At 71.4% G+C, this 23,334-nt stretch carries 22 protein-coding genes; 20 read left to right on the forward strand and 2 right to left on the reverse strand.

The genetic code is table 11. The features are described 5' to 3' along the window. Positions 1 to 110: 110 nt before the first annotated feature. The 19 genes from pyrH (at position 111) to ABS41_RS04180 (ending at position 20,877) form a co-directional block, all read left to right on the forward strand. Positions 111 to 836, forward strand: coding sequence for a UMP kinase (gene pyrH, locus ABS41_RS04090; RefSeq protein WP_290591036.1), 726 nt, complete (start codon positions 111 to 113; stop codon positions 834 to 836). Between the two features lie 69 nt (positions 837 to 905). After that, on the forward strand, positions 906 to 1,463 hold the full coding sequence (frr, locus tag ABS41_RS04095) for a ribosome recycling factor (protein WP_290591039.1): 558 nt from the start codon (positions 906 to 908) through the stop codon (positions 1,461 to 1,463). 14 nt (positions 1,464 to 1,477) lie between these two features. After that, entirely contained in the window at positions 1,478 to 2,224 is a 747-nt protein-coding gene (gene uppS / locus ABS41_RS04100) for a polyprenyl diphosphate synthase (RefSeq protein ID WP_290591042.1), read from the forward strand. Further along, entirely contained in the window at positions 2,221 to 3,048 is an 828-nt protein-coding gene (locus tag ABS41_RS04105) for a phosphatidate cytidylyltransferase (RefSeq protein WP_290591045.1), read from the forward strand. Before uppS ends, ABS41_RS04105 begins: the two co-directional genes overlap by 4 nt. Next, on the forward strand, positions 3,033 to 4,217 hold the full coding sequence (locus tag ABS41_RS04110) for a 1-deoxy-D-xylulose-5-phosphate reductoisomerase (protein ID WP_290591048.1): 1,185 nt from the start codon (positions 3,033 to 3,035) through the stop codon (positions 4,215 to 4,217). Before ABS41_RS04105 ends, ABS41_RS04110 begins: the two co-directional genes overlap by 16 nt. Continuing rightward, the gene (gene rseP, locus ABS41_RS04115) at positions 4,214 to 5,548 is read left to right on the forward strand and encodes an RIP metalloprotease RseP (RefSeq protein WP_290591051.1); all 1,335 of its coding nucleotides are present in this window, start codon (positions 4,214 to 4,216) and stop codon (positions 5,546 to 5,548) included. Before ABS41_RS04110 ends, rseP begins: the two co-directional genes overlap by 4 nt. 47 nt (positions 5,549 to 5,595) lie before the next feature. Further along, on the forward strand, positions 5,596 to 8,097 hold the full coding sequence (gene bamA, locus ABS41_RS04120; protein WP_290591054.1) for an outer membrane protein assembly factor BamA: 2,502 nt from the start codon (positions 5,596 to 5,598) through the stop codon (positions 8,095 to 8,097). 9 nt (positions 8,098 to 8,106) lie between these two features. Next, on the forward strand, positions 8,107 to 9,129 hold the full coding sequence (gene lpxD, locus ABS41_RS04125) for a UDP-3-O-(3-hydroxymyristoyl)glucosamine N-acyltransferase (RefSeq protein WP_290591058.1): 1,023 nt from the start codon (positions 8,107 to 8,109) through the stop codon (positions 9,127 to 9,129). A 17-nt stretch (positions 9,130 to 9,146) separates the two neighbouring features. Further along, a complete protein-coding gene (gene fabZ, locus ABS41_RS04130; RefSeq protein WP_290591061.1) occupies positions 9,147 to 9,614 on the forward strand; it encodes a 3-hydroxyacyl-ACP dehydratase FabZ in 468 nt (155 codons plus the stop codon). After that, positions 9,611 to 10,381: an acyl-ACP--UDP-N-acetylglucosamine O-acyltransferase gene (lpxA, locus tag ABS41_RS04135; RefSeq protein ID WP_290591064.1), complete on the forward strand. Its 771-nt coding sequence runs from the start codon at positions 9,611 to 9,613 to the stop codon at positions 10,379 to 10,381. Before fabZ ends, lpxA begins: the two co-directional genes overlap by 4 nt. A gap of 4 nt (positions 10,382 to 10,385) precedes the next feature. Continuing rightward, on the forward strand, positions 10,386 to 11,537 hold the full coding sequence (gene lpxB / locus ABS41_RS04140; RefSeq protein ID WP_290591067.1) for a lipid-A-disaccharide synthase: 1,152 nt from the start codon (positions 10,386 to 10,388) through the stop codon (positions 11,535 to 11,537). Continuing rightward, positions 11,534 to 12,124, forward strand: a complete 591-nt coding sequence (rnhB, locus tag ABS41_RS04145; RefSeq protein ID WP_290591070.1) for a ribonuclease HII — start codon at positions 11,534 to 11,536, stop codon at positions 12,122 to 12,124. The genes lpxB and rnhB overlap by 4 nt, the downstream gene beginning before the upstream one ends. Positions 12,125 to 12,255: 131 nt before the next feature. Continuing rightward, positions 12,256 to 12,879 (forward strand): hypothetical protein, encoded by a 624-nt coding sequence (locus tag ABS41_RS04150; protein ID WP_290591074.1) that lies wholly within the window; start codon positions 12,256 to 12,258, stop codon positions 12,877 to 12,879. Between the two features lie 155 nt (positions 12,880 to 13,034). Beyond that, the gene (locus tag ABS41_RS04155) at positions 13,035 to 13,658 is read left to right on the forward strand and encodes a hypothetical protein (RefSeq protein WP_290591077.1); all 624 of its coding nucleotides are present in this window, start codon (positions 13,035 to 13,037) and stop codon (positions 13,656 to 13,658) included. A 105-nt stretch (positions 13,659 to 13,763) separates the two neighbouring features. Next, a complete protein-coding gene (gene dnaE, locus ABS41_RS04160) occupies positions 13,764 to 17,279 on the forward strand; it encodes a DNA polymerase III subunit alpha (protein ID WP_290591080.1) in 3,516 nt (1,171 codons plus the stop codon). A 151-nt stretch (positions 17,280 to 17,430) separates the two neighbouring features. Beyond that, positions 17,431 to 18,390, forward strand: coding sequence for an acetyl-CoA carboxylase carboxyltransferase subunit alpha (locus ABS41_RS04165; RefSeq protein ID WP_290591083.1), 960 nt, complete (start codon positions 17,431 to 17,433; stop codon positions 18,388 to 18,390). Between the two features lie 49 nt (positions 18,391 to 18,439). Continuing rightward, a complete protein-coding gene (tilS, locus tag ABS41_RS04170) occupies positions 18,440 to 19,735 on the forward strand; it encodes a tRNA lysidine(34) synthetase TilS (protein WP_290591086.1) in 1,296 nt (431 codons plus the stop codon). Between the two features lie 16 nt (positions 19,736 to 19,751). Beyond that, a complete protein-coding gene (locus ABS41_RS04175; RefSeq protein WP_290591089.1) occupies positions 19,752 to 20,006 on the forward strand; it encodes an exodeoxyribonuclease VII small subunit in 255 nt (84 codons plus the stop codon). Next, positions 19,996 to 20,877, forward strand: coding sequence for a polyprenyl synthetase family protein (locus ABS41_RS04180; RefSeq protein WP_290591093.1), 882 nt, complete (start codon positions 19,996 to 19,998; stop codon positions 20,875 to 20,877). Before ABS41_RS04175 ends, ABS41_RS04180 begins: the two co-directional genes overlap by 11 nt. 71 nt (positions 20,878 to 20,948) lie before the next feature. On the opposite strand, the gene ABS41_RS04185 is transcribed toward ABS41_RS04180, so the two are convergent. Both ABS41_RS04185 and pmbA read right to left on the reverse strand, forming a co-directional pair. Next, entirely contained in the window at positions 20,949 to 21,299 is a 351-nt protein-coding gene (locus ABS41_RS04185) for a DUF4870 domain-containing protein (protein WP_290591096.1), read from the reverse strand. 100 nt (positions 21,300 to 21,399) lie between these two features. Further along, positions 21,400 to 22,758 carry a metalloprotease PmbA gene (gene pmbA, locus ABS41_RS04190; protein WP_290591099.1) on the reverse strand — a complete coding sequence of 453 codons (1,359 nt, stop codon included), beginning with the start codon at positions 22,756 to 22,758 and terminating at the stop codon, positions 21,400 to 21,402. Positions 22,759 to 22,793: 35 nt separating this feature from the next. Between pmbA and yjgA the strand changes: the two genes are divergently transcribed. After that, positions 22,794 to 23,333 carry a ribosome biogenesis factor YjgA gene (gene yjgA, locus ABS41_RS04195; protein ID WP_290591102.1) on the forward strand — a complete coding sequence of 180 codons (540 nt, stop codon included), beginning with the start codon at positions 22,794 to 22,796 and terminating at the stop codon, positions 23,331 to 23,333. Position 23,334 lies beyond the last annotated feature (1 nt).

Genomic DNA, 23,334 nt, shown 5'->3' on the forward strand with positions numbered 1-23,334 from the left:
TCCTCCGCCCCGCAAAAAACCCGGCCCCGGCCGGGTTTTTTGTTGCCCGGGAAACCAGAAACCTCCCGATCGGCTAGAATTCCGCCGTTTGCCCGCCACCGGAGAGCCCCATGAGCAACCAGCCCCTGAAGTACCGCCGCATCCTGCTCAAGCTCTCCGGCGAAGCCCTGATGGGCAACGAGGACTACGGCATCGACCCGAAGGTGATCCGGGCCATGGCCGAGGACATCGTCGCGGCCCAGCAGGCCGGCGCCGAGATCGGCCTGGTGATCGGCGGCGGCAACATCTTCCGCGGCGCCGGCCTGGCCGAGGCCGGCATGGACCGCGTCACCGGCGACCACATGGGCATGCTGGCCACCGTCATCAACGCCCTGGCCATGGCCGACGCGCTCGAGAAGGCCGGCGGCTTCGCCCGCGTGATGAGCGCCATCAAGATCAACGAGGTCTGCGAGGACTACATCCGCCGCCGCGCCATCCGGCACATGGAGAAGGGCCGGATCACCCTGTTCGCCGCCGGCACCGGCAACCCCTTCTTCACCACCGACTCGGCCGCCGCCCTGCGCGCCAGCGAAATCGGCGCCGACCTGCTGCTCAAGGCCACCAAGGTCGACGGCATCTACGATTCCGACCCGAAGAAGAACCCCGGCGCCAGGCGCTTCGAGCACCTGGGCTACGACGAGGTCATCGCCCGCAACCTGCAGGTGATGGACACCGCCGCCTTCGCCCTGTGCCGCGACAACAAGGTGCCCCTGCGCATCTACGACATGATGCAGCCCGGCGCGCTGATGCGGATCCTGCGCGGCGAGCCGCTGGGCACCCTGGTCGACGCCGGCTGAGCGCCGCCGCCCCCCAGCGCCTATAATCCCGGGCTTGCCCCACCCACCGCACCCAACGCGGAGCCAGCGATGCTCAACGACATCAAGAAAGACGCCCAGACCCGCATGAACAAGTCCGTCGAGGCCTTCCGCCACGACCTGACCAAGCTGCGCACGGGCCGCGCCACCACCGCCCTGGTCGACCACCTGAAGGTGAACTACTACGGCTCGGACATGCCGCTCACCCAGGTGGCCACCGTCTCGGTCGCCGATGCGCGCTCGCTCACCATCACGCCCTGGGAAAAGGGCATGGTGGCCGCCGTCGAGAAGGCCATCCTGGCCTCCGACCTGGGCCTGACCCCGAACACCGCCGGCACCGTCATCCGCATCAACCTGCCGCCGCTCACCGAGGAGCGCCGCAAGGAGCTCACCAAGCACGTGCACGCCGAAGGCGAGAACGCCAAGGTCGCCATCCGCAACGTGCGCCGCGACGCCATCCAGCAGGTCAAGGAACTCCTCAAGGAGAAGCAGGTGACCGAGGACGACGTGCGCCGCGCCGAGGACGAGATCCAGAAGCTCACCGACAAGGCCGTCAAGGACGTCGATGACGTGGCCAAGGCCAAGGAGCAGGAGCTGATGGCGGTCTGAGGCCGGCCATCCGGATGTCCGCCCCGCCCGCCCCTTCCCGCCTGCCGCGCCACGTGGCCGTCATCATGGACGGCAACGGCCGCTGGGCGCAGCGCCGCAACCGCCCCCGCACGCTCGGCCACCGCGCCGGCGCCAAGGCCGTGCAGGTCTGCGTGGAGTACTGCCTCGACCGCGGCATCGGCGCGCTGACGCTGTTCGCCTTTTCCAGCGAGAACTGGAACCGCCCCGAGGAGGAAGTCGGGGCGCTGATGAAGCTGTTCCTGCGCATGCTCGAGAACGAAGTCGGCGAGCTGCACCGCCGGGGCGTGCGCGTGGCCTTCATCGGCGAGCGCGCCGGCTTCCCGGCGCAGATCCGCGAACGCATGGCCGAGGCCGAGGCCGTGCGTCCGCTGGAGGAAAAACTGGTGCTGACCATCGCCGCCGGCTACGGTGGCCGCTGGGACATCACCCAGGCGGCCCGCTCGCTGGCCGCCGACGTGGCCGCCGGCAAGCTCGACCCGGCCGCCATCGACGAAAAACTGCTCGACAGCCGCATCAGCCTGGCCGGCCTGCCGGTGCCCGACCTGTTCATCCGCACCGGAGGCGACTTGCGCATCAGCAACTTCCTGCTCTGGCAGCTGGCCTACACCGAGCTGTGGTTCACCGAGACGCTCTGGCCCGACCTCGACGCCAGCGTGCTCGACGCGGCCATGGCCGCCTTCGCCGACCGCGAGCGCCGCTTCGGCCTCACCAGCGCCCAGGTGGCCGGGGGCGCGACGTGAGCCGCCGCCAGCGCATCACCACGGCCCTGTTCCTGGCGCCGCTGCCGGTGCTGGCGGTGCTGCTGCTGCCTACCCCCTGGCTGGCCGCCGTGGTAGCGCTGGTGATGCTGGGCGGGCTGTGGGAATGGACCCGCTTCGCCGGCATCGCCGAGCCGCTGCCGCGCGCCGCCTTCCTGGCCGCGAACGCGCTGCTGATGGCCGCCCTGGTCTGGGCCGCCGGGCCGGGCTTGTTCACGCTCAAGATCGTTTCGCTGGTTGGTGCCGCCTGGTGGCTGGCCGTGCTGCTGTGGCTGCGCCGCGGCCGCTTCGCCGCCGACGACACCCCGCGCAACCGCGCCCTCAAGCTGCTCGCCGGCAGCCTGTGCGTGCTGCCGGCCTGGTGCGCGCTCGGCTGGCTGCACTCGGAAGACCCCTACGGCGCGCGCTGGACCCTGTTCGCGCTGCTGATCGTCTGGGTGGCCGACAGCGGCGCCTATTTCGCCGGCACGAAGTGGGGCCGCAAAAAGCTCGCCCCGTCCATCAGCCCCGGCAAGAGCTGGGAAGGCGTGTACGGCGGCCTGGCCGCCACCGCCGTGCTGGCCGTCGTCGCCCTGCCCTTCCTGGGCATTGGCTGGGGGCAGTTGCCTGCGCTGGTGCTGGTCACCCTGGTGGTGGCGGGCGCCTCGGTGGTGGGCGACCTGTTCGAGAGCCTGATGAAGCGGCACTCGGGCGTGAAGGATTCCGGCGACCTGTTCCCGGGCCACGGCGGCATGATGGACCGGCTCGACAGCATCCTCGCGGCGCTGCCGGTGTTCGTGGTGGGCAAGGCATGGCTGGGCCTCTGAAGACGATCGCGCTGCTGGGGGCCACCGGTTCGATCGGCGGCTCCACGCTCGACGTCGTCGCCCGCCACCCCGACCGCTTCCGCATCGGCGCGCTCAGCGCCAACGGCCGCGTGGACGAACTGCTGGCGCTGTGCGAGCGCTTCCGGCCGGACACCGCCGTGGTCGCCGACGAGGCCGCCTGGCCGGCCCTGCGCGACGGCCTGGCCGCGCGCCGCCTGCCCACCCGCGCCCTGGCCGGCGCCGCCGCGCTGGACGAGATCGCCGCCGACCCGGCCAACGACACCGTCGTGGCCGCCATTGTCGGCGCCGCCGGCATGGCCTCCACCCTGGCCGCGGCCCGCGCCGGCAAGCGCATCCTGCTGGCCAACAAGGAATCGGTGGTGCTGGCCGGCGACCTGCTGCTGCAGGCCGCGCGCGCGGGCGGCGCCACCCTGCTGCCGGTGGACAGCGAGCACAACGCCATCTTCCAGTGCCTGCCGGCCGACGGCGGCCGCCAGGGCGTGCGCCGGCTGCTGCTCACCGCCTCCGGCGGCCCCTTCCGCGGCCGCCGCCGTGAACAGCTGGCCGAGGTCACGCCCGAGCAGGCCTGCGCCCATCCGAACTGGTCGATGGGCCGCAAGATCTCGGTCGACTCGGCCACGCTGATGAACAAGGGCCTGGAGGTCATCGAGGCCCGGCACCTGTTCGGCCTGCCGCCCGAACGCATCGAGGTGGTGGTGCACCCGCAGTCGGTCATCCACTCGCTGGTGGACTACATCGACGGCTCGGTGCTGGCCCAGCTGGGCAACCCCGACATGCGCACCGCGCTGGCCTACGGCCTGGCCTGGCCCGAGCGCATCGACTCGGGCGTGGCCCCGCTCGACCTGGCCGCCCTGGCCCGCTTCGATTTCGAACAGCCCGACCTGGACGCCTTCCCCTGCCTGGGCCTGGCCTGGCGGGCGATGGCCGCGGGCGGCAGCGCGCCGGCCGTGCTCAACGCCGCCAACGAAGTGGCGGTTTCAGCCTTCCTTCAGGGCCGGCTGGGCTTCCTAGGCATCCCGGCCCTCATCCAGGCCTGCCTCGACGCCCACCCGGGCGGCCCGGCCGACAGTCTGGGAGACTTGCTCGAGGTGGACGCCGCGACGCGGCGGGCGGCCGGGGCACTGCTGGCAGGGATGGATCGGCGATGAATGAGTTCTTTGGCTCGGTTTGGTGGCTCATCGTCAGCCTGGGCCTGCTGGTCACCTTCCACGAATTCGGCCACTACTGGGTGGCGCGCCGCTGTGGCGTGCGCGTGCTGCGCTTCTCGGTCGGCTTCGGCAAGCCGCTGTGGAAGCGCATCGGCAAGGACGGCACCGAGTACGTGGTGGCCTGGATCCCGCTGGGCGGCTACGTGAAGATGCTCGACGAGCGCGAGGTGGACGTCGCCCCGCACGAGCGCCACGAAAGCTTCAACGCCAAGACCGTCTGGCAGCGCATCGCCATCGTGGCCGCCGGGCCGCTGGCCAACCTCATCCTCTGCATCGGCCTGCTGTGGCTGATGTTCGTGGTCGGCAAGCCCGACTTCCAGCCGGTGCTGGGCACGACCTCCGGCGTGGCCGCCGAGGCCGGCTTCGTGCCCGGCGACCGCCTAGTCGACGTGGACGGCCGCCCGGTGCGCACCTGGACCGAGGCCGGCATCGCCCTGACCAAGGCCGTCATCGACCGCGACCCCACCCCGGTTCGGGTGCTCCGCGCCGATGGCCAGGAGGTGGTCCGGGTGCTGCCGCTCGACCGCCCGGGCCTGGCCCTGGCCGAGGAGCAGCCCTTCGCCAGCGTCGGCCTGAGCCCGGCCTGGCCGGCGGTGGTGGGCCTGGTGGAGGCCGGTTCGGCCGCCGACGGCCGCCTGCGGGTGGGTGACCGCATCGTCTCCATCGCCGGCCGCCCGGTGCATGGCTTCGACCGGATCGGCCCGCTGCTGCAGGAGCTGGCCGCCCCCGGCCGCGAGCTGGCGGTGGAGGTCGAGCGCGACGGTCGCCGCCTGGCCGTGGCCATCGAGCCGCGCCAGGGCGAGCGCGACGGCCGCAGCGTCTGGCAGCTGGGCATCGCCTCGGCGCCGCTTCGGCAGGACGCCATGCTGCGCTACAACCCGCTGCAGGCCCTGCCCGCGGCCCTGGCCGAAACCCGCCAGATGACCGCCGACGTGACCGGCATGCTCTGGCGCATGGTCACGGGCGAGGCTTCGCTGAAGAACATTTCCGGCCCGATCACCATCGCCCGGGTGGCCAACGGCAGCGCCGAACTGGGCCCGGCCTGGTTCCTCAACTTCCTGGCCGTGCTCTCCCTGAGCCTGTTCATCATGAACCTGCTGCCCATCCCCGTCTTGGATGGTGGGCACCTGCTGTATTACCTTATCGAGCTGGTCAAAGGCAGCCCGGTCGGCGAACGTGGCCTCGTGGCGGGCCAATACATCGGGCTGGTGATGCTTGCCGGACTGATGGGATTGGCCTTCTACAACGACATTCTCCGGCTAGGCTCCTGACCTTCCACCCATTGCGGGCGCTTCCGCCCGGTTTCCACGGATTGATGATGACGCGACCCAATGTCCGCCGCTGCCTCCTGAGCATCGCGCTCGCCGCCGCCCTCGCCGGCCCCGCCCACGCCCAGAACTACGAGGCCTTCCAGGTCGCCGACATCCGCGTCGAGGGCCTGCAGCGCATCTCGGCCGGCACGGTCTTCACCTACCTGCCGGTGGAGCGCGGCGACGTGCTCGACCGCAGCCGCTCCGGCGAGGCGATCCGCGCGCTGTTCCGCACCGGCTTCTTCAGCGACGTGCGGCTCGAGCGCCAGGGCGGGATCCTGGTGGTGGTGGTCACCGAGCGCCCGGCCATCAATACGATCAACCTCACCGGCAACAAGGACATCAAGTCCGCCGACCTGCTCAACGGCCTGCGCAACATCGGCCTGGCCGAGGGCGAGACCTTCAACCCGCTCAACCTCGACCGGGTGACGCAGGAGCTGGTGCGCCAGTACAACAACCGCGGCAAGTACAACGTCTCGATCACGCCGACGGTGACCAACCTCGACCGCAACCGCGTCGACATCAGCATCGTCGTGGCCGAGGGCAAGGCCGCGCGCATCCGCGACATCAACATCGTCGGCAACGAGACCTACGTCGACGAGGACCTGCGCAAGACCTGGGAGTCCGACACCAGCAACTGGCTCTCGTGGTATCGCCGCGACGACCAGTACTCGCGCGAGAAGCTCTCGGGCGACCTCGAGAAGCTGAGCAACTACTACCTCGACCGCGGCTACGTCGACTTCAACGTCGAATCCACCCAGGTCGCCATCAGCCCCGACAAGCGCGACATCTTCGTCACCGCCAACGTGGCCGAGGGCGAGGTGTACACCGTCGGCGACGTGAAGGTCTCCGGCGACACCATCCTGCCCATCGAGGAGATGGAGAAGCTGGTGTTCCTGGCCAAGGGCGACACCTTCTCGCGCGCCCGCGTCGAGCTCAGCGCCGACTCCATGATCGCCACGCTGGGCAACATCGGCTACGCCTTCGCCCAGGTGAACCCGATCCCGGACATCGACCGCGAGGGCCGCGTGGTCGGCCTGAACTTCTTCGTCGAGCCGGGCCCGCGCGTGCAGGTCCGCCGCATCGTCTTCAAGGGCAACGTCGGCACCGCCGACGAGGTCCTGCGCCGCGAGATGCGCCAGTTCGAGGGCGCCTGGTTCTCGCAGGCCGCGGTCGACCGCTCGAAGATCCGCCTGCAGCGCCTGGGCTTCTTCGAGGAAATCGACATCGAGACGCCGGAAGTGCCGGGCGCGCCCGACCAGGTCGACGTGGTCGTCAACGTCAAGGAGCGCAACTCGGGCCAGTTCACCTTCGGCCTGGGCTACCAGCAGACCTACGGCCTGATCACCAGCCTGCAGCTGGTGCAGAACAACTTCCTGGGCACCGGCAACCGCGTCTCGGTGGCCGTGCAGAACAACGCCTTCTCCAAGCAGTTCTCGCTGGGCTTCGCCGACCCGTACTTCACCGAGCGCGGCGTCAGCGTCGGCTACAACCTCAACTACAGCGACTTCGACTACTCGCGCCGCAGCGCCAACCTCGCCCAGTACAACAACGAGGTCGCCTCGGGCGAAGTGGTCGTCGGCCTGCCGCTGACCGAGACCGACCAGATCCAGTTCTCGCTGGGCATCGACCGCAACGGCATCACCACGCAGGACGGCTTCACGCCCGAGCCGCTGATCCAGTACCTCGTCGCCACGATGGGCGACCGCCAGCGCTTCCCGCTCTTCCACGTCGACGACGACAACGACCCGGATACGCCGAGCGACAACGACGACGACGATCCGACCACCACCGACGAGCTGAGCTTCGGCGGCACCCGTCGCTGGAACATCAACGCCTGGCGCCTGCAGACCGGCTGGGTGCGCGACTCGCGCAACGACTTCCTGCTGCCCACCCGCGGCACCTACCACCGCGTCAGCGCCGAAGTGGTGCTGCCGGGCAGCGACCTCGAGTACTACAAGCTCGGCTACAACTTCGAGCACTACCTGCCGCTGACCAGCTGGATGGTGATGAAGATCGGCGCCGAGATCGGCTACGGCGACGCCTATGGCGACACCGCCAAGGGCGAGTGCCCGACCTTCGACAACGAGGGCGACGTCATCATCGCCACCACCAGCTGCGGCCTGCCCTTCTTCCGCAACTACTACGCCGGCGGCCCGAACTCGATCCGCGGCTTCGAGGTCAACACGGTCGGCCCGACCTACCAGTTCACGGCCGACGGTTTCCGCCAGCCGCTGGGTGGCTCGCTCAAGACCGCGGGCACCTTCGAGTTCTTCTTCCCGAACCTGTTCGAGTCGCGCGGCACGCGCCTGTCGGCCTTCGTCGACTACGGCAACGTGTACTACGGCTTCGACGACTGGGAAGCCAAGACGCTGCGCATCTCCACCGGCGTGGCGCTGCAGTGGCAGTCGCCGATGGGCCCGATCCAGATCAGCTACGCCCTGCCGATCCAGCGCGAGCGTTCCGACCAGATCGAGCGCCTGCAGTTCACCTTCGGCGGCAGCTTCTAAGCCCCCGGCATGTCGGCCCCCGCCCCGGCACCCACCCTGGCCGAACTGGCGCAACGGTTCGGCCTGCGGCTGCAGGGCGAGGGCGACGTGCGCATCACCGGCGTCGCCACGCTTTCCGGCGCGGCGCCGGGCCGGCTGGCCTTCCTGGCCAATCCGCGCTACCGGCGCGAGCTGGCCGGCACCGCCGCCTCGGCCGTGGTGCTGGCCGAGGCCGATGCGGCCGCCTGCCCCGTGCCCTGCCTGGTCGCGAAGTCGCCCTACGTGGCCTTCGCGCGCATCGCCGCGCTGTTCGACCCGCCGCCGGTGCCGGTGCCTGGCATCCACCCGTCCGCCGTGGTCGCGCCCGACGCCGTCGTCGACCCGGGCGCGCAGGTCGGCCCCTTTTGCTACGTCGGCGCCCGCAGCCGCATCGCCGCCGGCGCCATCCTCGGCCCGGGCTGCCACGTGGGCGAGGACAATGAAGTCGGCCCTGGCTGTGAACTGCTGGGCCGCGTGACCCTGGTGACGCGCGTGCGGCTCGGGGCTCGCGTGCGCGTGCACCCCGGCGCGGTGCTTGGCGCCGAGGGCTTCGGCCTGGCGATGGACGCCGGGCAATGGATCAAGGTGCCGCAGCTGGGCGGCGTGGTGGTGGGCGACGACTGCGAGGTCGGCGCCAACACCTGCATCGACCGCGGCGCCATCGAGGACACCGTGCTCGAGCAGGACGTGCGCCTGGACAACCTGGTGCAGGTGGGCCACAACGTGCGCATCGGCGCGCACACGGCCATGGCCGGCTGCGTGGCGGTGGCCGGTTCGGCCCGGATCGGAAGTTACTGCCTGGTCGGCGGCGGCGCCGGCATCGCCGGCCACCTGTCGATCTGCGACAAGGTCACCATCACCGCCATGAGCCTGGTGACGGCCTCGATCACCGAGCCCGGCGAGTACTCCTCGGCCATGACCGTGCAGGAGAGCCGGCGCTGGCGCCGCAATGCGGCCCGTTTCCGGCAATTGGACGGCCTCGCGCGTAGAATGGGCGCCCCGAACACCGATTGACCGAAGGAAGCCCCAGGATGAGCCAAGACGCCATCAAGCTGCCCGTGGATGTCGCCTGCATCCTGCACCTGCTGCCGCACCGCTACCCGTTCCTGCTCGTCGACCGCGTGGTCGAGCTCGACGCCGGCCAGCGTATCCGCGCACTCAAGAACGTCACCTTCAACGAGCCCTTCTTCCAGGGCCATTTCCCCGGCCGCCCGGTGATGCCCGGCGTGCTGGTGATCGAGGCCATGGCCCAGGCCGGTGGCCTGCTGACCCAGCTTTCGCTGCCGCGCGACCAGGTCAGCGAAGGCAAGCTGTTCTACCTGGTGAAGGTGGACAACGCCCGCTTCAACCGCATGGTGGTGCCGGGCGACCAGCTCGACATCGAGGTCAAGCTCAAGCGCCACATCCGCAACATGGCGCTGTACGAGTGCGCCGCGCGCGTCGACGGCCAGGTGGTGGCCAGCGCCGAGATCCTCTGCGCCGAGGGCAAGGAAGCGTGATTCACCCCACCGCCCTGGTCGACCCCGCCGCGCGCCTGGGCCAGGGCGTCCAGGTCGGTCCCTACGCCATCATCGGCGCCGACGTCGAGATCGGCGATGGCTGCCGCATCGGCCCGCATGCGGTCATCACCGGCCCCACCCGCCTGGGCCGGGACAACGTGGTGCACGCCCACGCCACGCTGGGCAACGACCCGCAGGACAAGAAGTTCGCCGGCGAGCGCACCGAACTGGTGGTCGGCGACGGCAACACCTTCTTCGAGTTCACCACCATCAGCCGCGGCACCGGCGACGGCGGCGGCATCACCCGCATCGGCAGCCGCAACTGGATCATGGCCTACGTGCACGTGGCCCACGACTGCGTCATCGGCGACAACTGCATCCTGGCCAACAACGCCACGCTCGCCGGCCACGCCGAGCTGGGCGACTGGGTGATCCTGGGCGGCTTCGCGGCCATCCACCAGTTCTGCAAGATCGGCGCGCATGCCTTCATCGGCATGGGCAGCCTGGTCAATGCCGACGTGCCGCCGTTCGTGATGGTGGCCGACAAGTACGCGGCCCCGCGCGGCATCAACAGCGAAGGCCTCAAGCGCCGCGGCTTCGACGCCGAGCGCATCGCGGCCATCAAGCGCGCCTACCGTGCGCTTTATCTCTCCGGCAAGCCGCTGGCCGAGGTGCGCGAGCAGCTCGCCGCCGTCGCCGACTCCTCGCAGGACGTGCAGCTGATGCTCGATTTCATCGGGCAGAGCGCGCGCGGCCTGCTGCGCTGAGGCCATGGCCGGCCGGCGCCTGCGGATCGCCCTGGTCGCCGGCGAAGCCTCGGGCGACCTGCTGGGCGCGGGCCTGCTGGAAGAACTGAAACAGCGCTTCCCGGACGCCGAATTCGCCGGCATCGGCGGCCCGCGCATGCAGGCCGCAGGCCTCGAGGCCTGGCACGACAGCAGCGAGCTGGCGGTGATGGGCCTGGCCGAGGTGCTGCGCCACCTGCCGCGCTTGCTGCGCCTGCGCCGCCGGCTGTCCAGGCGCCTGCTCGACTGGCGGCCGGACGTGTTCATCGGCATCGACGCCCCCGACTTCAACCTCGGCCTTGAGCGCCGGCTCAAGCAGGCCGGCATCCGCACCGTGCACTACGCCAGCCCCTCGGTCTGGGCCTGGCGCGAGGGCCGCGCCGCGAAGATCGGCCGCAGCGCCGACCTGGTGCTGTGCCTGTTCCCGATGGAGCCGCCGATCTACGCCCGCCACGGCGTGGATGCGCGTTTCGTCGGCCATCCGCTGGCCGATGCCTTCCCGGCCCATCCCGACCGCGCTGCCGCGCGCGAGCGCCTGGGCCTGCACGACGACCCGCCGGTGCTGGCGGTGCTGCCCGGCAGCCGCCTGGGAGAGATCCGCCGGCTCTGGCCGGTGTTCATCGAGGCCGCGCGCCTGCTCACGCTGGGCGTGCCGGGCCTGATCGTCGCCGTGCCCGCCGCCGACGCGGCCTGCCGCGCCGCCATCGAGCAGGGCCTGGACGGCTCGCAGCTGGCCAACGTGGCCATCTACGACGGCCAGGCGCACGACATCATGGTGGCCTCCGACGTGGTGCTGCTGGCCTCTGGCACCGCCGCGCTCGAGGCCATGCTGGCCAAGCGGCCGATGGTCGTGGGCTACCGCATCTCCGCGCTCACCTACCGGCTGGTGATGTGGCTGGGCATGATGCGCACCAGCCGCTACAGCCTGCCCAACGTGCTGGCCAACGAGCCGATCGTGCCCGAGCTGATGCAGCACGACTGCACGCCCGAAAACCTGGCCAGCGCGGTGATGGGCTGGTTCGGCGACCCGGATGCACGCGCCGCCCTGCTGCCGCGCTACGAGCACATCCACGCCAAGCTGCGCGGCAACGCCTCGGCGTCGGCCGCCGAAGCCGTCGCCGGCCTGCTGGCGAAGTGAGCGGGCTGCTGCTGGTCGCCGGCGTCGACGAAGCCGGGCGCGGCCCGCTGGCCGGCCCGGTGTCGGTGGCGGCGGTGATCCTCGACCCCGAGCGTCCCATCGCCGGCCTGGGCGATTCCAAGGCACTGTCGGAAGCGCGGCGCGAAGCGCTGGCGCCGCTGATCCGCGAGCAGGCGCTGGCCTGGCACCTCGAGTGGGTGTGGCCGGCCGAGATCGACCGCCTCAACATCCTGCAGGCCACGCTGGCGGGCATGGCGCGCGCGCTGCGGGCGCTGCGGCCGGCGCCGGCCAGCGCGCTCATTGACGGCAACCGCCTGCCGCGCGACCTGCCCTGCCCGGCGCAGGCGCTGGTGAAGGGCGACGCGCGCGAGCCGGCGATCATGGCCGCTTCGATACTGGCGAAAGTGGCGCGCGACGAGCACATGCGCGCGCTCGACCAGCGTTTCCCCGGCTACGGCTTCGCGCTGCACAAGGGCTACCCCACGCCCGAACATTTCGAAGCGCTGCGCCGGCTCGGCCCCTGCGCCGAACATCGCCGCAGCTTCGCACCGGTGCGCGCGCTGATGGCGCCGTCGCTGCTCGACTGAACGGACCGGCACTGGACAGCCCCGGCGCGGGGGCGTAGGACTGCAATGGCATCCCGGCGGATGCGGCGGCCCGCGGCCACCGCCGACCAGCCGCGCGCCGCGCCCGCCACCGGTCGGCAGCGAGTACTGCCATGAGACACGAGCCTCCCCTTCCCGCGGGCACGCCCCTGCCGCTGCCCCGCGCCCCCGCGCCCGATCCGGTCGATCCGCCGGTGCCCCTGCCGCCGACGGCGATCGCGGAGTTCAACCAGCTGCTGCACGAACTGCACCCGGACGCACCCTTCGTCGATCGCGATGCCGTGGCCAGCGTCGCCCGCTGGCTGCAGTCGCTGCCCGGCCCGCAGGCCGAGGCGCTGCTGCAGGCGCGGCTGGGTCGCCTGGCCGAGCTGCAGGCCATGGTCGCCGACACGGACTGGGCGATCGAACCCGCCCTCGCGCGGCGCGTCGGCCGCCTGGTGGAATACGTCGAGCGCGAGCGCGACCTGATCCCGGACGACGTGCCGCGCATCGGCCGCCTGGACGACGCGCTGCTGGTCGAGCTGGCCTGGCCGATGGTGGCCGAGGAGCTCGAGGACTATCGCGACTTCCAGCGCTTCCGCGAAGAGTCGGGCGACGCCTTCGACGGCCATCCGCGGCGCGACGACTGGCTGCGCGTACGACTCGAGGAGGGCGCGCTGTGGGAGCAACTGCATCGCGTCCGCCACCAGCACTACATCGACTACGGCCCGCTCGAGGGCGGCCTGCGCGTGGTCTGAGCGCGCGCCGGAGCTGTCCGGGAACTGAATTGTGCCGAAGGTCACTGCGACTTCAGGAACGCGACCGCGCGCCTGCAACCTTCGATGATGGTGGCGCATCAACAAGGCAAGGCGCGCGGGAATGGTTCCCGCCGCCGCGCCACCGGAAGCCCGCCATGAATGCCCTTCGCAAAGACGACCTGTCCCTCCCGCTGCCGCCCCGCTCGCACGAGACGCGCCGCCGCCAGGTGGCCGGCCTGGTGCTGGAGGAAAGCCAGGTGGCCCGGTTCAACGCGGTGCTCTCGCGCATCGACCCGAACGCCCCGCAGATCAGCGCCGACCAGGTGGTCACGCTGGCGCGCTGGCTGCAGGACCTGCCGCGCGAGCGCGCCACCGCCGTGCTCTCCGAGCGCCTGGCGCGCGTGGAGCACCTGCGCCGCATGCTCAACGACGACGACTGGGAAGTCGACGGCGAGCTGCGCGAGCGCTCGCGCATGCTCATCAGCTACCTGCAGCAGGTCGACGACCTGATCCCGGACGACCAGCCGCTGCTCGGCCACCTCGACGACGCGCTGCTGGTGGAGCTGGCCTGGCCGGCCTTCCGCGACGAAACCCTGGACTACGGCGACTTCTGCCGCTTCCGCAGCCAGGCGCGCCCGCGCGGCAACGCCCGCGAGCGCCGCCTGGCCTGGGAGGCCGACTGCCTGGCCGAGGCCGCCCTGCTGCAGCAGCGCCGCGACGTGCGCGCCCGCCGCTACGCCGGCGGCGAGCCGATGCCGATGCTGTTCCGGGTGTCCTGACGACCTCTCCAACGGGCGGGGCGGCGAGGCTTGGCAACAGGGACTGTCAAGCCTTGTCCGCCCCCACCCTCGGGGTAAACTGCCGGTTGGCCCCTGGTCACCGGCATGACGCCCCGATTCGTCCACCTCCACCTGCATAGCGAGTTCTCGCTCACCGACTCCAGCATCCGCCTCCCGGAGCTGGTCGCGCGCTGCGCCGCGCTCGGGCTGCCGGCGGTGGCGGTCACGGACGTGAGCAACCTGTTCGCGCTGGTGAAGTTCTACAAGGCCGCCGAGGGCGCGGGGCTCAAGCCCCTGGCCGGCGCCGACCTGTGGATCGAGGACGGCGCCGCGCCGGCCCGGCTCACCGTGCTCTGCCAGGACCGCGAGGGCTACCTGTCGCTCTCGCGCCTGATCAGCCGCGCCTTCCTCGACGGCCACGCCGGCGACTACGTGGCGCTGCAGCCCGGCTGGCTCTATGCCGACTGCGCGGGCCTGATCGCCATCGCCGGCCGCGAAAGCCCGGTCGGCCGCTGCCTGCTGGCCGGGCGCGAGGACGCCGCGCGCCAGCTGCTCGACGAGCTGATGCGCGCCTTCCCCGACCGCCTCTACCTCGAGCTCACCCGCACCGGCCGCGAGGGCGAGGAAGCCTTCAACACCGCCGCCATCGCCCTGGCCGGCGAGCTCGGCCTGCCGCTGGTGGCCAGCAACGACGTGCGTTTCCTGTCGCGCGAGGACTTCGAGGCGCACGAGGCGCGCGTGTGCATCGCCACCGGCCGCGTGCTCGACGACCCCAAGCGCCCGCGCGAATTTTCGCCCGAGCAGTACCTCAAGTCGCCGGAGGAAATGGCCGAGCTGTTCGCCGACCTGCCCGAGGCGCTGGAGAACACCGTCGAACTGGCCCGGCGCTGCAACCTCGAGCTGAGCCTGGGCAAGTACTACCTGCCCGATTTCCCGGTACCGGAAGGCCACACGCTCGACAGCTGGATCCGCGAGGAATCGCACCGCGGCCTGGCCGCGCGCCTGGCGAAGATCGAGCTCGCCCCGGGTCGCAGCGCCTCCGACTACGCCGCGCGCCTGGACACCGAGCTCGACGTGATCGTGAAGATGGGCTTCCCGGGCTACTTCCTGATCGTGGCCGACTTCATCAACTGGTCCAAGCGCAACGACATCCCGGTGGGCCCGGGCCGCGGTTCGGGCGCGGGCTCGCTGGTGGCCTACGCGCTGGGCATCACCGACCTCGACCCGATCCGCTACGACCTGCTGTTCGAGCGCTTCCTCAACCCCGAACGCGTGTCCATGCCCGACTTCGACGTCGACTTCTGCATGGACCGCCGCGACGAGGTGATCGACTACGTCGGCCAGAAATACGGCCGCGACAAGGTCAGCCAGATCATCACCTACGGCACCATGGCCGCGAAGGCGGCCATCCGCGACTGCGGCCGCGTGCTGGGCCACCCCTATGGCTTCGTCGACGGCGTGGCCAAGCTCATCCCCAACACGCTGGGCATCTCGCTCGACGACGCCCTGGGCCTGAGCGAGAAGGCCCGCAAGGACAGCGAGCTGGCCTCGGCCGAACTCATCGGCCGCTACCAGTCCGAGGACGACGTGCGCGACCTGGTCGACCTGGCGCGCAGCCTCGAGGACCTGACCCGCAACGCCGGCAAGCACGCCGGCGGCGTGGTGATCGCGCCGACGCCGCTGACCGACTTCAGCCCGCTGTTCGCCGAACACGTGGCCAAGGGCGAGTCGACCCGCTCGGTGGTGACGCAGTTCGACAAGGACGACGTCGAGGCCGTGGGCCTGGTGAAGTTCGACTTCCTGGGCCTGCGCACGCTCACCATCATCGACTGGGCGCTCAAGGCCATCAACGCGCGCCGCCGGCGCGCCGGCATCGAGCCGGTGGACATCCTGGCGCTGCCGCTGGACGACCCGGACACCTACGCGCTGCTTTCGAAGGGACAGACCACCGCGGTCTTCCAGTTCGAATCGCGCGGCATGAAGGAGTACATCCGCAAGCTGCAGCCCTCGACCTTCGAGGACCTGATCGCGCTCGCGGCGCTCTACCGCCCCGGCCCGCTGGGCGCGGGCATGGTGGACGACTTCATCGACCGCCGCCACGGCCGCGCCGAGGTGAGCTACCCGCACCCGCTGCTCGAGCCCATCCTCAAGCCCACCTACGGCGTGATCGTCTACCAGGAACAGGTGATGCAGATCGCCCAGGTCCTGGCCGGCTACTCGCTGGGCGGCGCCGACCTGCTGCGCCGCGCCATGGGCAAGAAGAAGCCCGAGGAGATGGCCAAGGAGCGCGTGAAGTTCGAGGCCGGCGCGGCCGAACGCGGCATCGAGGCCGGCAACGCCAGCGCCATCTTCGACCTGATGGAGAAGTTCGCGGACTACGGCTTCAACAAGTCGCACTCCGCGGCCTACGCGCTGGTGGCCTACCAGACGGCCTGGCTCAAGGCGCACTACCCGGCCGAATTCATGGCCGCGACGATGTCCTCGGACATGGACAACACCGACAAGGTGGTGACCTTCCTGGACGAGGCGCGCGAGATCGGCCTGCAGGTGCTGCCGCCGGACGTGAACTCGTCCGAGTACATGTTCGTCGCGCTCGACGCCAAGACCGTGCGCTACGGCCTGGGCGCGGTGAAGGGCGTGGGCCGCGGCGCCTGCGAAGCCATCGTCGAGGCGCGCAAGTCCGGCGGCGAGTTCCGCGACCTGCTCGACTTCTGCCAGCGCGTCGATTCGACCAAGCTCAACCGCCGCGTGCTCGAGGCCCTGGTGAACGCCGGCGCGCTCGACGCGGTGGGCGCCAACCGGCCCTCGCTGCTGCTGCAGCTGCCCGAGGCGATCAAGGCCACCGAGCAGCTGGCGCGCGAACGCGAAGCCGGCCAGGTGTCGCTGTTCGGCGGCGGCGGCGAGCTGCCGGCCATCCAGATCGAACTGCCCGAGGTGCCCGACTGGCCGCTGGAAACCAAGCTGCTGGGCGAGCGCGAAACCCTGGGCCACTACCTCAGCGGCCACCCGCTCGACCCCTGGCGCGAGGAGCTGCAGTCGCTGGTGGGCGCCAGCCTGGCCGACCTCGACGCGCTGTGGTCGTCGAAGAAGGATCGCCGCGGCGAAGCACCGGTGGTGCTGGCCGGCCTGGTCACGGCGGTGCGCAAGCGCGGCGAGACGATGGGCTTCGCCCGCATCGAGGACGGCCGCGGCCAGCTCGAGGTCGCCTTCTTCCGCGAGGCCTTCGCCGAGTGCGGCCACCTGCTCTCGCGCGACCGCATCCTGCTGGTGGAGGGCAACCTGGCCGAGGACCAGTTCAGCGGCGGCTTCGTGCTGCGCGCGCGCCAGTGCTGGGACTTCCGCACGCTGTGCGCCCAGCACTCGCGGCGGCTGTCGCTCACCGTCGACCTGCGCGCCCGCGGCGCCTGGGAGCGCCTGCAGCAGGCCCTGGCGGCCTTCCGCCCGGGCGCCACGCCCCTGCGCCTGGACGTGCTGAGCACCCGCAAGGCCCGCGGCAGCCTGGACGTGAACGGCGCCATGGGCGTGCGCACCGAGCCCGAGCTGATCAGCCAGCTGCGCGCCCTGCCCGGCGTCTCCCGGGTCTCCCTGGCCCTGCACCGCCCCTGGCAGCAGGGCGGCTGAAAAGAAACGGGGTCAGGTTCACTTAATCAGGGGGTCTCCGACCCCCTGATTAAGTGAACCTGACCCCGTTTCTTTCGGTAGAATCCCCGGCCTTGAGTAATTGCTCCAGTCGGCCTGCCCCAGGCTGGCCGGGAGCCCGGACGAGACCCGAATGAACCCGAACTTCCTCGATTTCGAACAGCCCATCGCCGAACTGGAAGCCAAGATCCAGGAACTGCGCAAGGCCAGCACCGGCCCGGCCGTGAACATCGAGAGCGAGGTCAACGGCCTGCAGGAGAAGCTGCGCGCCCGCACGGCCGAGATCTTCAAGGCGCTTACGCCCTGGCAGATCTCGCAGCTGGCCCGCCACCCGCAGCGCCCGTACACCAACGACTACATCGGCCTGATGTTCGAGGAGTTCCACGAACTGGCCGGCGACCGCGCCTTCGCCGACGACGCCGCCATCGTCGGCGGCCTGGCGCGCATGGACGGCCGCGCCGTGATGGTGATCGGCCACCAGAAGGGCCGCGACACCAAGGCCAAGATCCGCCGCAACTTCGGCATGCCGCGCCCCGAGGGCTACCGCAAGGCGCTGCGCCTGATGAAGATGGCCGAGCGCTTCAAGCTGCCCCTGCTCACCTTCATCGACACGCCGGGCGCCTACCCGGGCGTGGGCGCCGAAGAGCGCGGCCAGTCCGAGGCCATCGCCCGCAACCTGCTGGAGATGGCCGAGCTGCGCATCCCGGTCATCTGCACCGTCATCGGCGAGGGCGGCTCCGGCGGCGCGCTGGCGATCGGCGTGGGCGACCGCACGCTGATGCTCGAGTACGGCACCTACTCGGTGATTTCGCCGGAAGGCTGCGCATCGATCCTGTGGAAGTCGGCCGACAAGGCCCGCGACGCCGCCGAGGCCCTGGGCCTGACCGCCAGGCGCCTGCACGAGCACGGCCTGGTGGACGTCGTCGTGCCCGAGCCGCTGGGTGGCGCGCACCGCGACCCGGCGGCGATGGCGGCCACGCTCAAGCGGCAGATCCAGCTCGAGCTGGCGGCGCTGGAAAAGCTCGAGACGCCGCAGCTGCTCGAGCAGCGCTACCAGCGCCTGCGCCGCTACGGCGCCTACGAGGCGGCCTGAGGCCCCGGCCGCCGCGCGGCCGACCGCCACCGCCGCCCGGGACGTCGCCATGGCCCTGACCCTGCCGCCGCTTCCCGTCGAAGGCCCGCTGCTGCTGGCGTACAGCGGCGGCCTCGATTCCACCGTACTTCTGCATGCGCTCGCCGCCGATCCGGCCGTGCGCGCGCGCGGCTTGCGCGCGCTGCACGTCGACCACGGCCTGCATCCAGGGTCGGCAGCCTGGGGCGAGGCCTGCGCGGACAACGGCCGCATGCTGGACGTGCCGTTGAGCATCGTCCGCGTGGAGGTGCGCCCCGACGGCGACGGCCCCGAAGCCGCCGCGCGCCGCGCCCGGCACGCCGCCTTCGCGCAGGCGCTGCAGCCGGGCGAACTCCTGGTGACCGCGCATCACCGCGACGACCAGGCCGAAACCGTGCTGCTGCGCCTGCTGCGCGGCGCCGGTGACGGACTGGCGGCGATGCGGCCGCTGCGGCCTTTCGCGGCCGGCTGGCTGTGGCGTCCGCTGCTGGGACTGCCGCGCGAGGCCCTGGTGTCGTATGCGCGCGAACACGGGCTGCACTGGGTCGAGGATCCATCCAACGCCAGCGACCGCCACGACCGCAACTTCCTGCGCCATCACGTGCTGCCGCGCCTGCAGGAGCGCTGGCCGCAGGCGGACGCCGCACTCGCGCGCAGCGCCGCCCTGCTGGCCACCCAGGCCGACCTGCTCGCGGGCGAGGACGCCCGTCGCCTGGCGCAGGTGCAGGGCGTGGATCCCCAGGCGCTGTCGGTTCACCTCCTGATGGCCGAGCCGCCCGCCTGGCGGGCACGCCTGCTGCGCGCCTGGCTGGCCGGCCAGGGCCTGCCGCCGCTGCCCACCGACGCCATCGGCACGATCGAACGCGAGCTGCTGGCGGCGCGGCCCGACGCCAGCGCGTGTTTCGAATGGTCCGGCGCGGTCATCCACCGCTGGCGCGACCTGCTGCACGCCGGGCCGGCGCGGGCACCGCTGCCGGCGGACTGGTCGGCGGAGTGGACCGGCGAAGCACCGCTGGCGCTGCCCACCGGCGACACGCTGGCGCTGGACCCGCCGCGCCGCTTCGAGGCGCCCCTGCGCGTGCACGCCCGCCAGGGCGGCGAACGCCTGGTCCTGCCCGGCCGCGCGCACCACACCGAACTCAAGCACGCCCTGCAGGACCTCGGCATCCCGCCCTGGGAGCGCGCCTGCCTGCCCCTGCTCTCCGCCCCCGACGGCACCCTGCTCGCCGCCGCCGACCTGCTCCTCTCCGCCCCGCTCGCCGACTGGCTCGCCCGGCACGCCACCCGCCTGCGCTGGGCTCGCACCGTTGACCGGGCCGAGGCGTAACGGCGACACTTTGCGCATGGCCGCCAAGACCCCCGCACAGCCGTCGCCTGTTGCCCAGTTCGAGTCCTCGCTCGACGAGCTCGAGTTGCTGGTGCAGAAGATGGAGAAAGGGGACCTGTCGCTCGACGAATCGCTCGCGGCCTACGAGCGCGGCGTGAACCTCTACCGCCAGTGCCAGGGCGCGCTCGAGCAGGCCGAGCTGCGCGTGAAGCTGCTCAGCGACCCCGCCGACCCCGACAGCGCCCAGCCCTTCGCCGCCGATGGCGCCTGAGCCGCGCCTGGCGCGCTGGCTGCAGCGCGTCGAGGCCCGCCTCGAGGCCGCGTTGCCGGCCTCCGATGAATCCCCGCAGGGCCTGCACCGCGCCATGCGCCACGCCGTGCTCGGCGGCGGCAAGCGCCTGCGCCCGATGCTGGTCTATGCCGCCGGCGCGGCCACCGGGGCCGACGAATCGCTGCTCGACGCGCCGGCCGCCGCCGTCGAACTGGTGCACGCCTTCTCGCTGGTGCACGACGACTTGCCGGCCATGGACGACGACGAGCTGCGCCGCGGCCGCCCCACCGTGCACGTGGCTTTCGACGAGGCCACCGCCATCCTCGCCGGCGATGCGCTGCAGGCCCTGGGCTTCAGCGTGCTGGCCGAAGAATCCCGCGCGCCCGACGCGCTGCGCGTCGCCTGGCTCGCGACCCTCGCCCGGGCCACCGGCGCCGCCGGCATGTGCGGCGGCCAGGCCCTGGACATGGACGGCACCGGCGCCGCGCTGGCCCTGGCCGAACTCGAGCGCCTGCACGCGCTCAAGACCGGCGCGCTGATCCGCGCCGCCGTGCGCCTGGGCGCGCTGGCCGGCCGCGCCGACGCGGGCACGCTGGCCGCGCTCGACGACTACGCCTCGGCCCTGGGCCTGGCCTTCCAGATCCGCGACGACCTGCTCGACATCGAAGCCAGCAGCGAGCAGCTGGGCAAGACCGCCGGCAAGGACGCCGCCCAGGCCAAGTCCACCTACCCCGCGCTGCTGGGCGTGGACGGCGCGAAGGCCGCGCTGGCGCGCCAGGTGGCGCGCATGGACGCCGCGCTGTCCGGCCTGCCGGGCGAGCTCGACCCGCTGCGCGCGCTGGCGCGCCTGGCCGTCGAGCGTAGCCACTAAACCCGCTCCTGCAAGAGCCAAAAAAAAGCGGCCCGGGGGCCGCTTTCTTTTTTGCCGCGATGTCGCCGCGATCAGGAGATCAGGCGGATCGACACCGGATAGCGGTAGTCCTCGCCCTTGTTGGACGCGACGCCCGCCAGGATGCAGAACACCAGGTTGCCGATCCAGATGACCGGATAGAGCAGGAAGCCGATGGCGATGAACGAGAGCACGATGGCGACGAACCACGCCAGGATGATCGTGATCTGGAAGTTCAGCGCTTCCTTCGCCTGGCCGGTGATCCAGGACTTCTCCGGCTTGTCCTTGTTGATCAGCCAGATGATGAGCGGGACGATGAAGCTGGCGATGATGCCCGAGAGGTGGGTGATCAGCGCGATGGTGCGGTCTTCCTGCGGTGCAGCGGACTGGACTTGGTCGTTCACGAGGCTCCCCTTTCTTCGAAGGCGCGACGCCACCCGGCGCCGCAACCCGGACACTGTCCGACCTCGTGAAGGCAGTGTCAAGCCATGCCCGGGGGCCGGCTCAGGCCTCGCCGGCCACCATCATCCGCCCCACCAGCAGGGAGCCCATGGCGATGTGCGAGCGCGGGTCCACGTCGGCGCCGATGGCCTCGATGGCCTGGAACATCTCCGGCAGGCGGCCCGCGATGGTGAGCTCGTCCACCGGGTGCACGATGCGCCCGCCTTCGACCCAGAAGCCCGAGGCGCCGCGCGAATAATCGCCGGTGACGGTGTTGGCGCCCTGCCCCATCATCTCGGTCACCAGCAGGCCGGTGCCCATGCCGCGCAGCATCTCGTCGAGGTCGCGGGCGTTGGCCGAGACGCGCAGGTTGTGCACGCCGCCGGCGTTGCCGGTGCTCTCGAGGCCCAGCTTGCGCGCGGAGTAGCTCGAGAGCAGGTAGCGAACGAGCACGCCGTCGCGCACCAGGTCGGAATCGACGGTGGCCACGCCTTCGTGGTCGAAGCTGGTCGAACGCAGGCCGCGCGGCAGGTGCGGACGCTCTTCGATCGACAGCCAGTCCGGGAAGATGCGCTTGCCGGCGTGGTCGAGCAGGAAGCTGGCCTTGCGGTAGAGCGCGCCGCCCGAGACCGCGCCCAGCAGGTGGCCGACGAAGCTGCGCGACATCTCCGGCGCGAACAGCACCGGGTATTCGCCGGTGCGGATGGGCCGGGGCCCCAGGCGCGCCACCGTGCGCTCGGCGGCCTTGCGGCCCACCTGCACGGGCGATTCGAGGTCGTCGGGCGACAGCGCGCTGGTGTACCAGTACTCGCGCTGCATGCGGTCGCCGCGGCCGGCGATCAGCGAGGCCGAGATCGAGTGGTTGGTGCCGCGCTCGGCGCCCAGGAAACCGTGGCTGTTGGCGTACACCGACACGCTGTCGCCGCTGTGCACCGAAGCGCCGTCGGAATTTGCGATGCGCGGATCGGCCTCGCGGCCCGCGGCCTCGGCCTGCAGGGCCAGGGCGATGGCCGCATCGGCGTCGATGCTCCACGGATGCCAGCCGTCGAACTCGCGCAGGTCGGTGGCCATTCGCGCGGCATCGGCCAGGCCGTTGCAGGGGTCGGGCTCGGTATGCCGGGCGATGGCGCAGGCCTGCTCGACGGTGGCCGCGAGGCTGCCCGGCTGCAGGTCGGCGGTGCTGGCGTTGCCCTTGCGCTGGCCGAAGTACACGGCCACGGCCACGCCGCGGTCGCGCGTGCGCTCGACGGTCTCGACCTCGCCCATGCGCACGTTCACCGACAGGCCGGTGTCGTCGTTGAGCAGCACGTCGGCCTGGCTGGCGCCGCGGGCCGCGGCCAGGCGCAGCACCTCGCGGGCGGCCTCGGCCAGGCGGGCCTGGCGGGCGGCGGAATCATCACTGGCTGCGATGGCAGGGCTCATGGGCGTATCCTTTCGCTCAGGAAGGAAGGTGGACGATGCATCAGACGGACGAATTCGACGACGAGGGCGACGACCTCGGCCCCAGCCGCAGCGAGCGGCGCCGCGAGGCGCTGGAGGTGCTGGAGCTGGCGCGCCGCCTGGTCGAGCAGAGCGAGGCGCGGCTGGCGCAGATCCCGATGGACGAGGACCTGCGCGACCTGGTGCTGGCCTCGCGCAAGATCACCGCGCAGATCGCCCGCAAGCGCCAGATCCAGTTCCTGGCCAAGCACATGCGGCGCGAGGACGACGAGGCCCTGGGCCTGATCCGCGCCGCGCTCGACCACGACCGCGCCGACCACCGGCGCGAGGCGCAGGCCCTGCACGAGGTCGAGCACTGGCGCGACCGGCTCATCGCCGAAGGCGACGAGGCCCTGGCCGAACTGCTGTCCGCGCACCCGGCCGCCGACCGCCAGCACCTTCGCCAGCTGGCCCGCAACGCCCAGCAGGAAAAACTCAAGAACAAACCCCCGCACGCCTACCGCGAACTCTTCCGCGAACTGCGCGAGCTGCTTTCCGGGGCGCCCGAAGCCGACTAGT

Source organism: Arenimonas sp. SCN 70-307, from assembly GCF_001724815.1.
GTDB lineage: Bacteria > Pseudomonadota > Gammaproteobacteria > Xanthomonadales > Xanthomonadaceae > Arenimonas.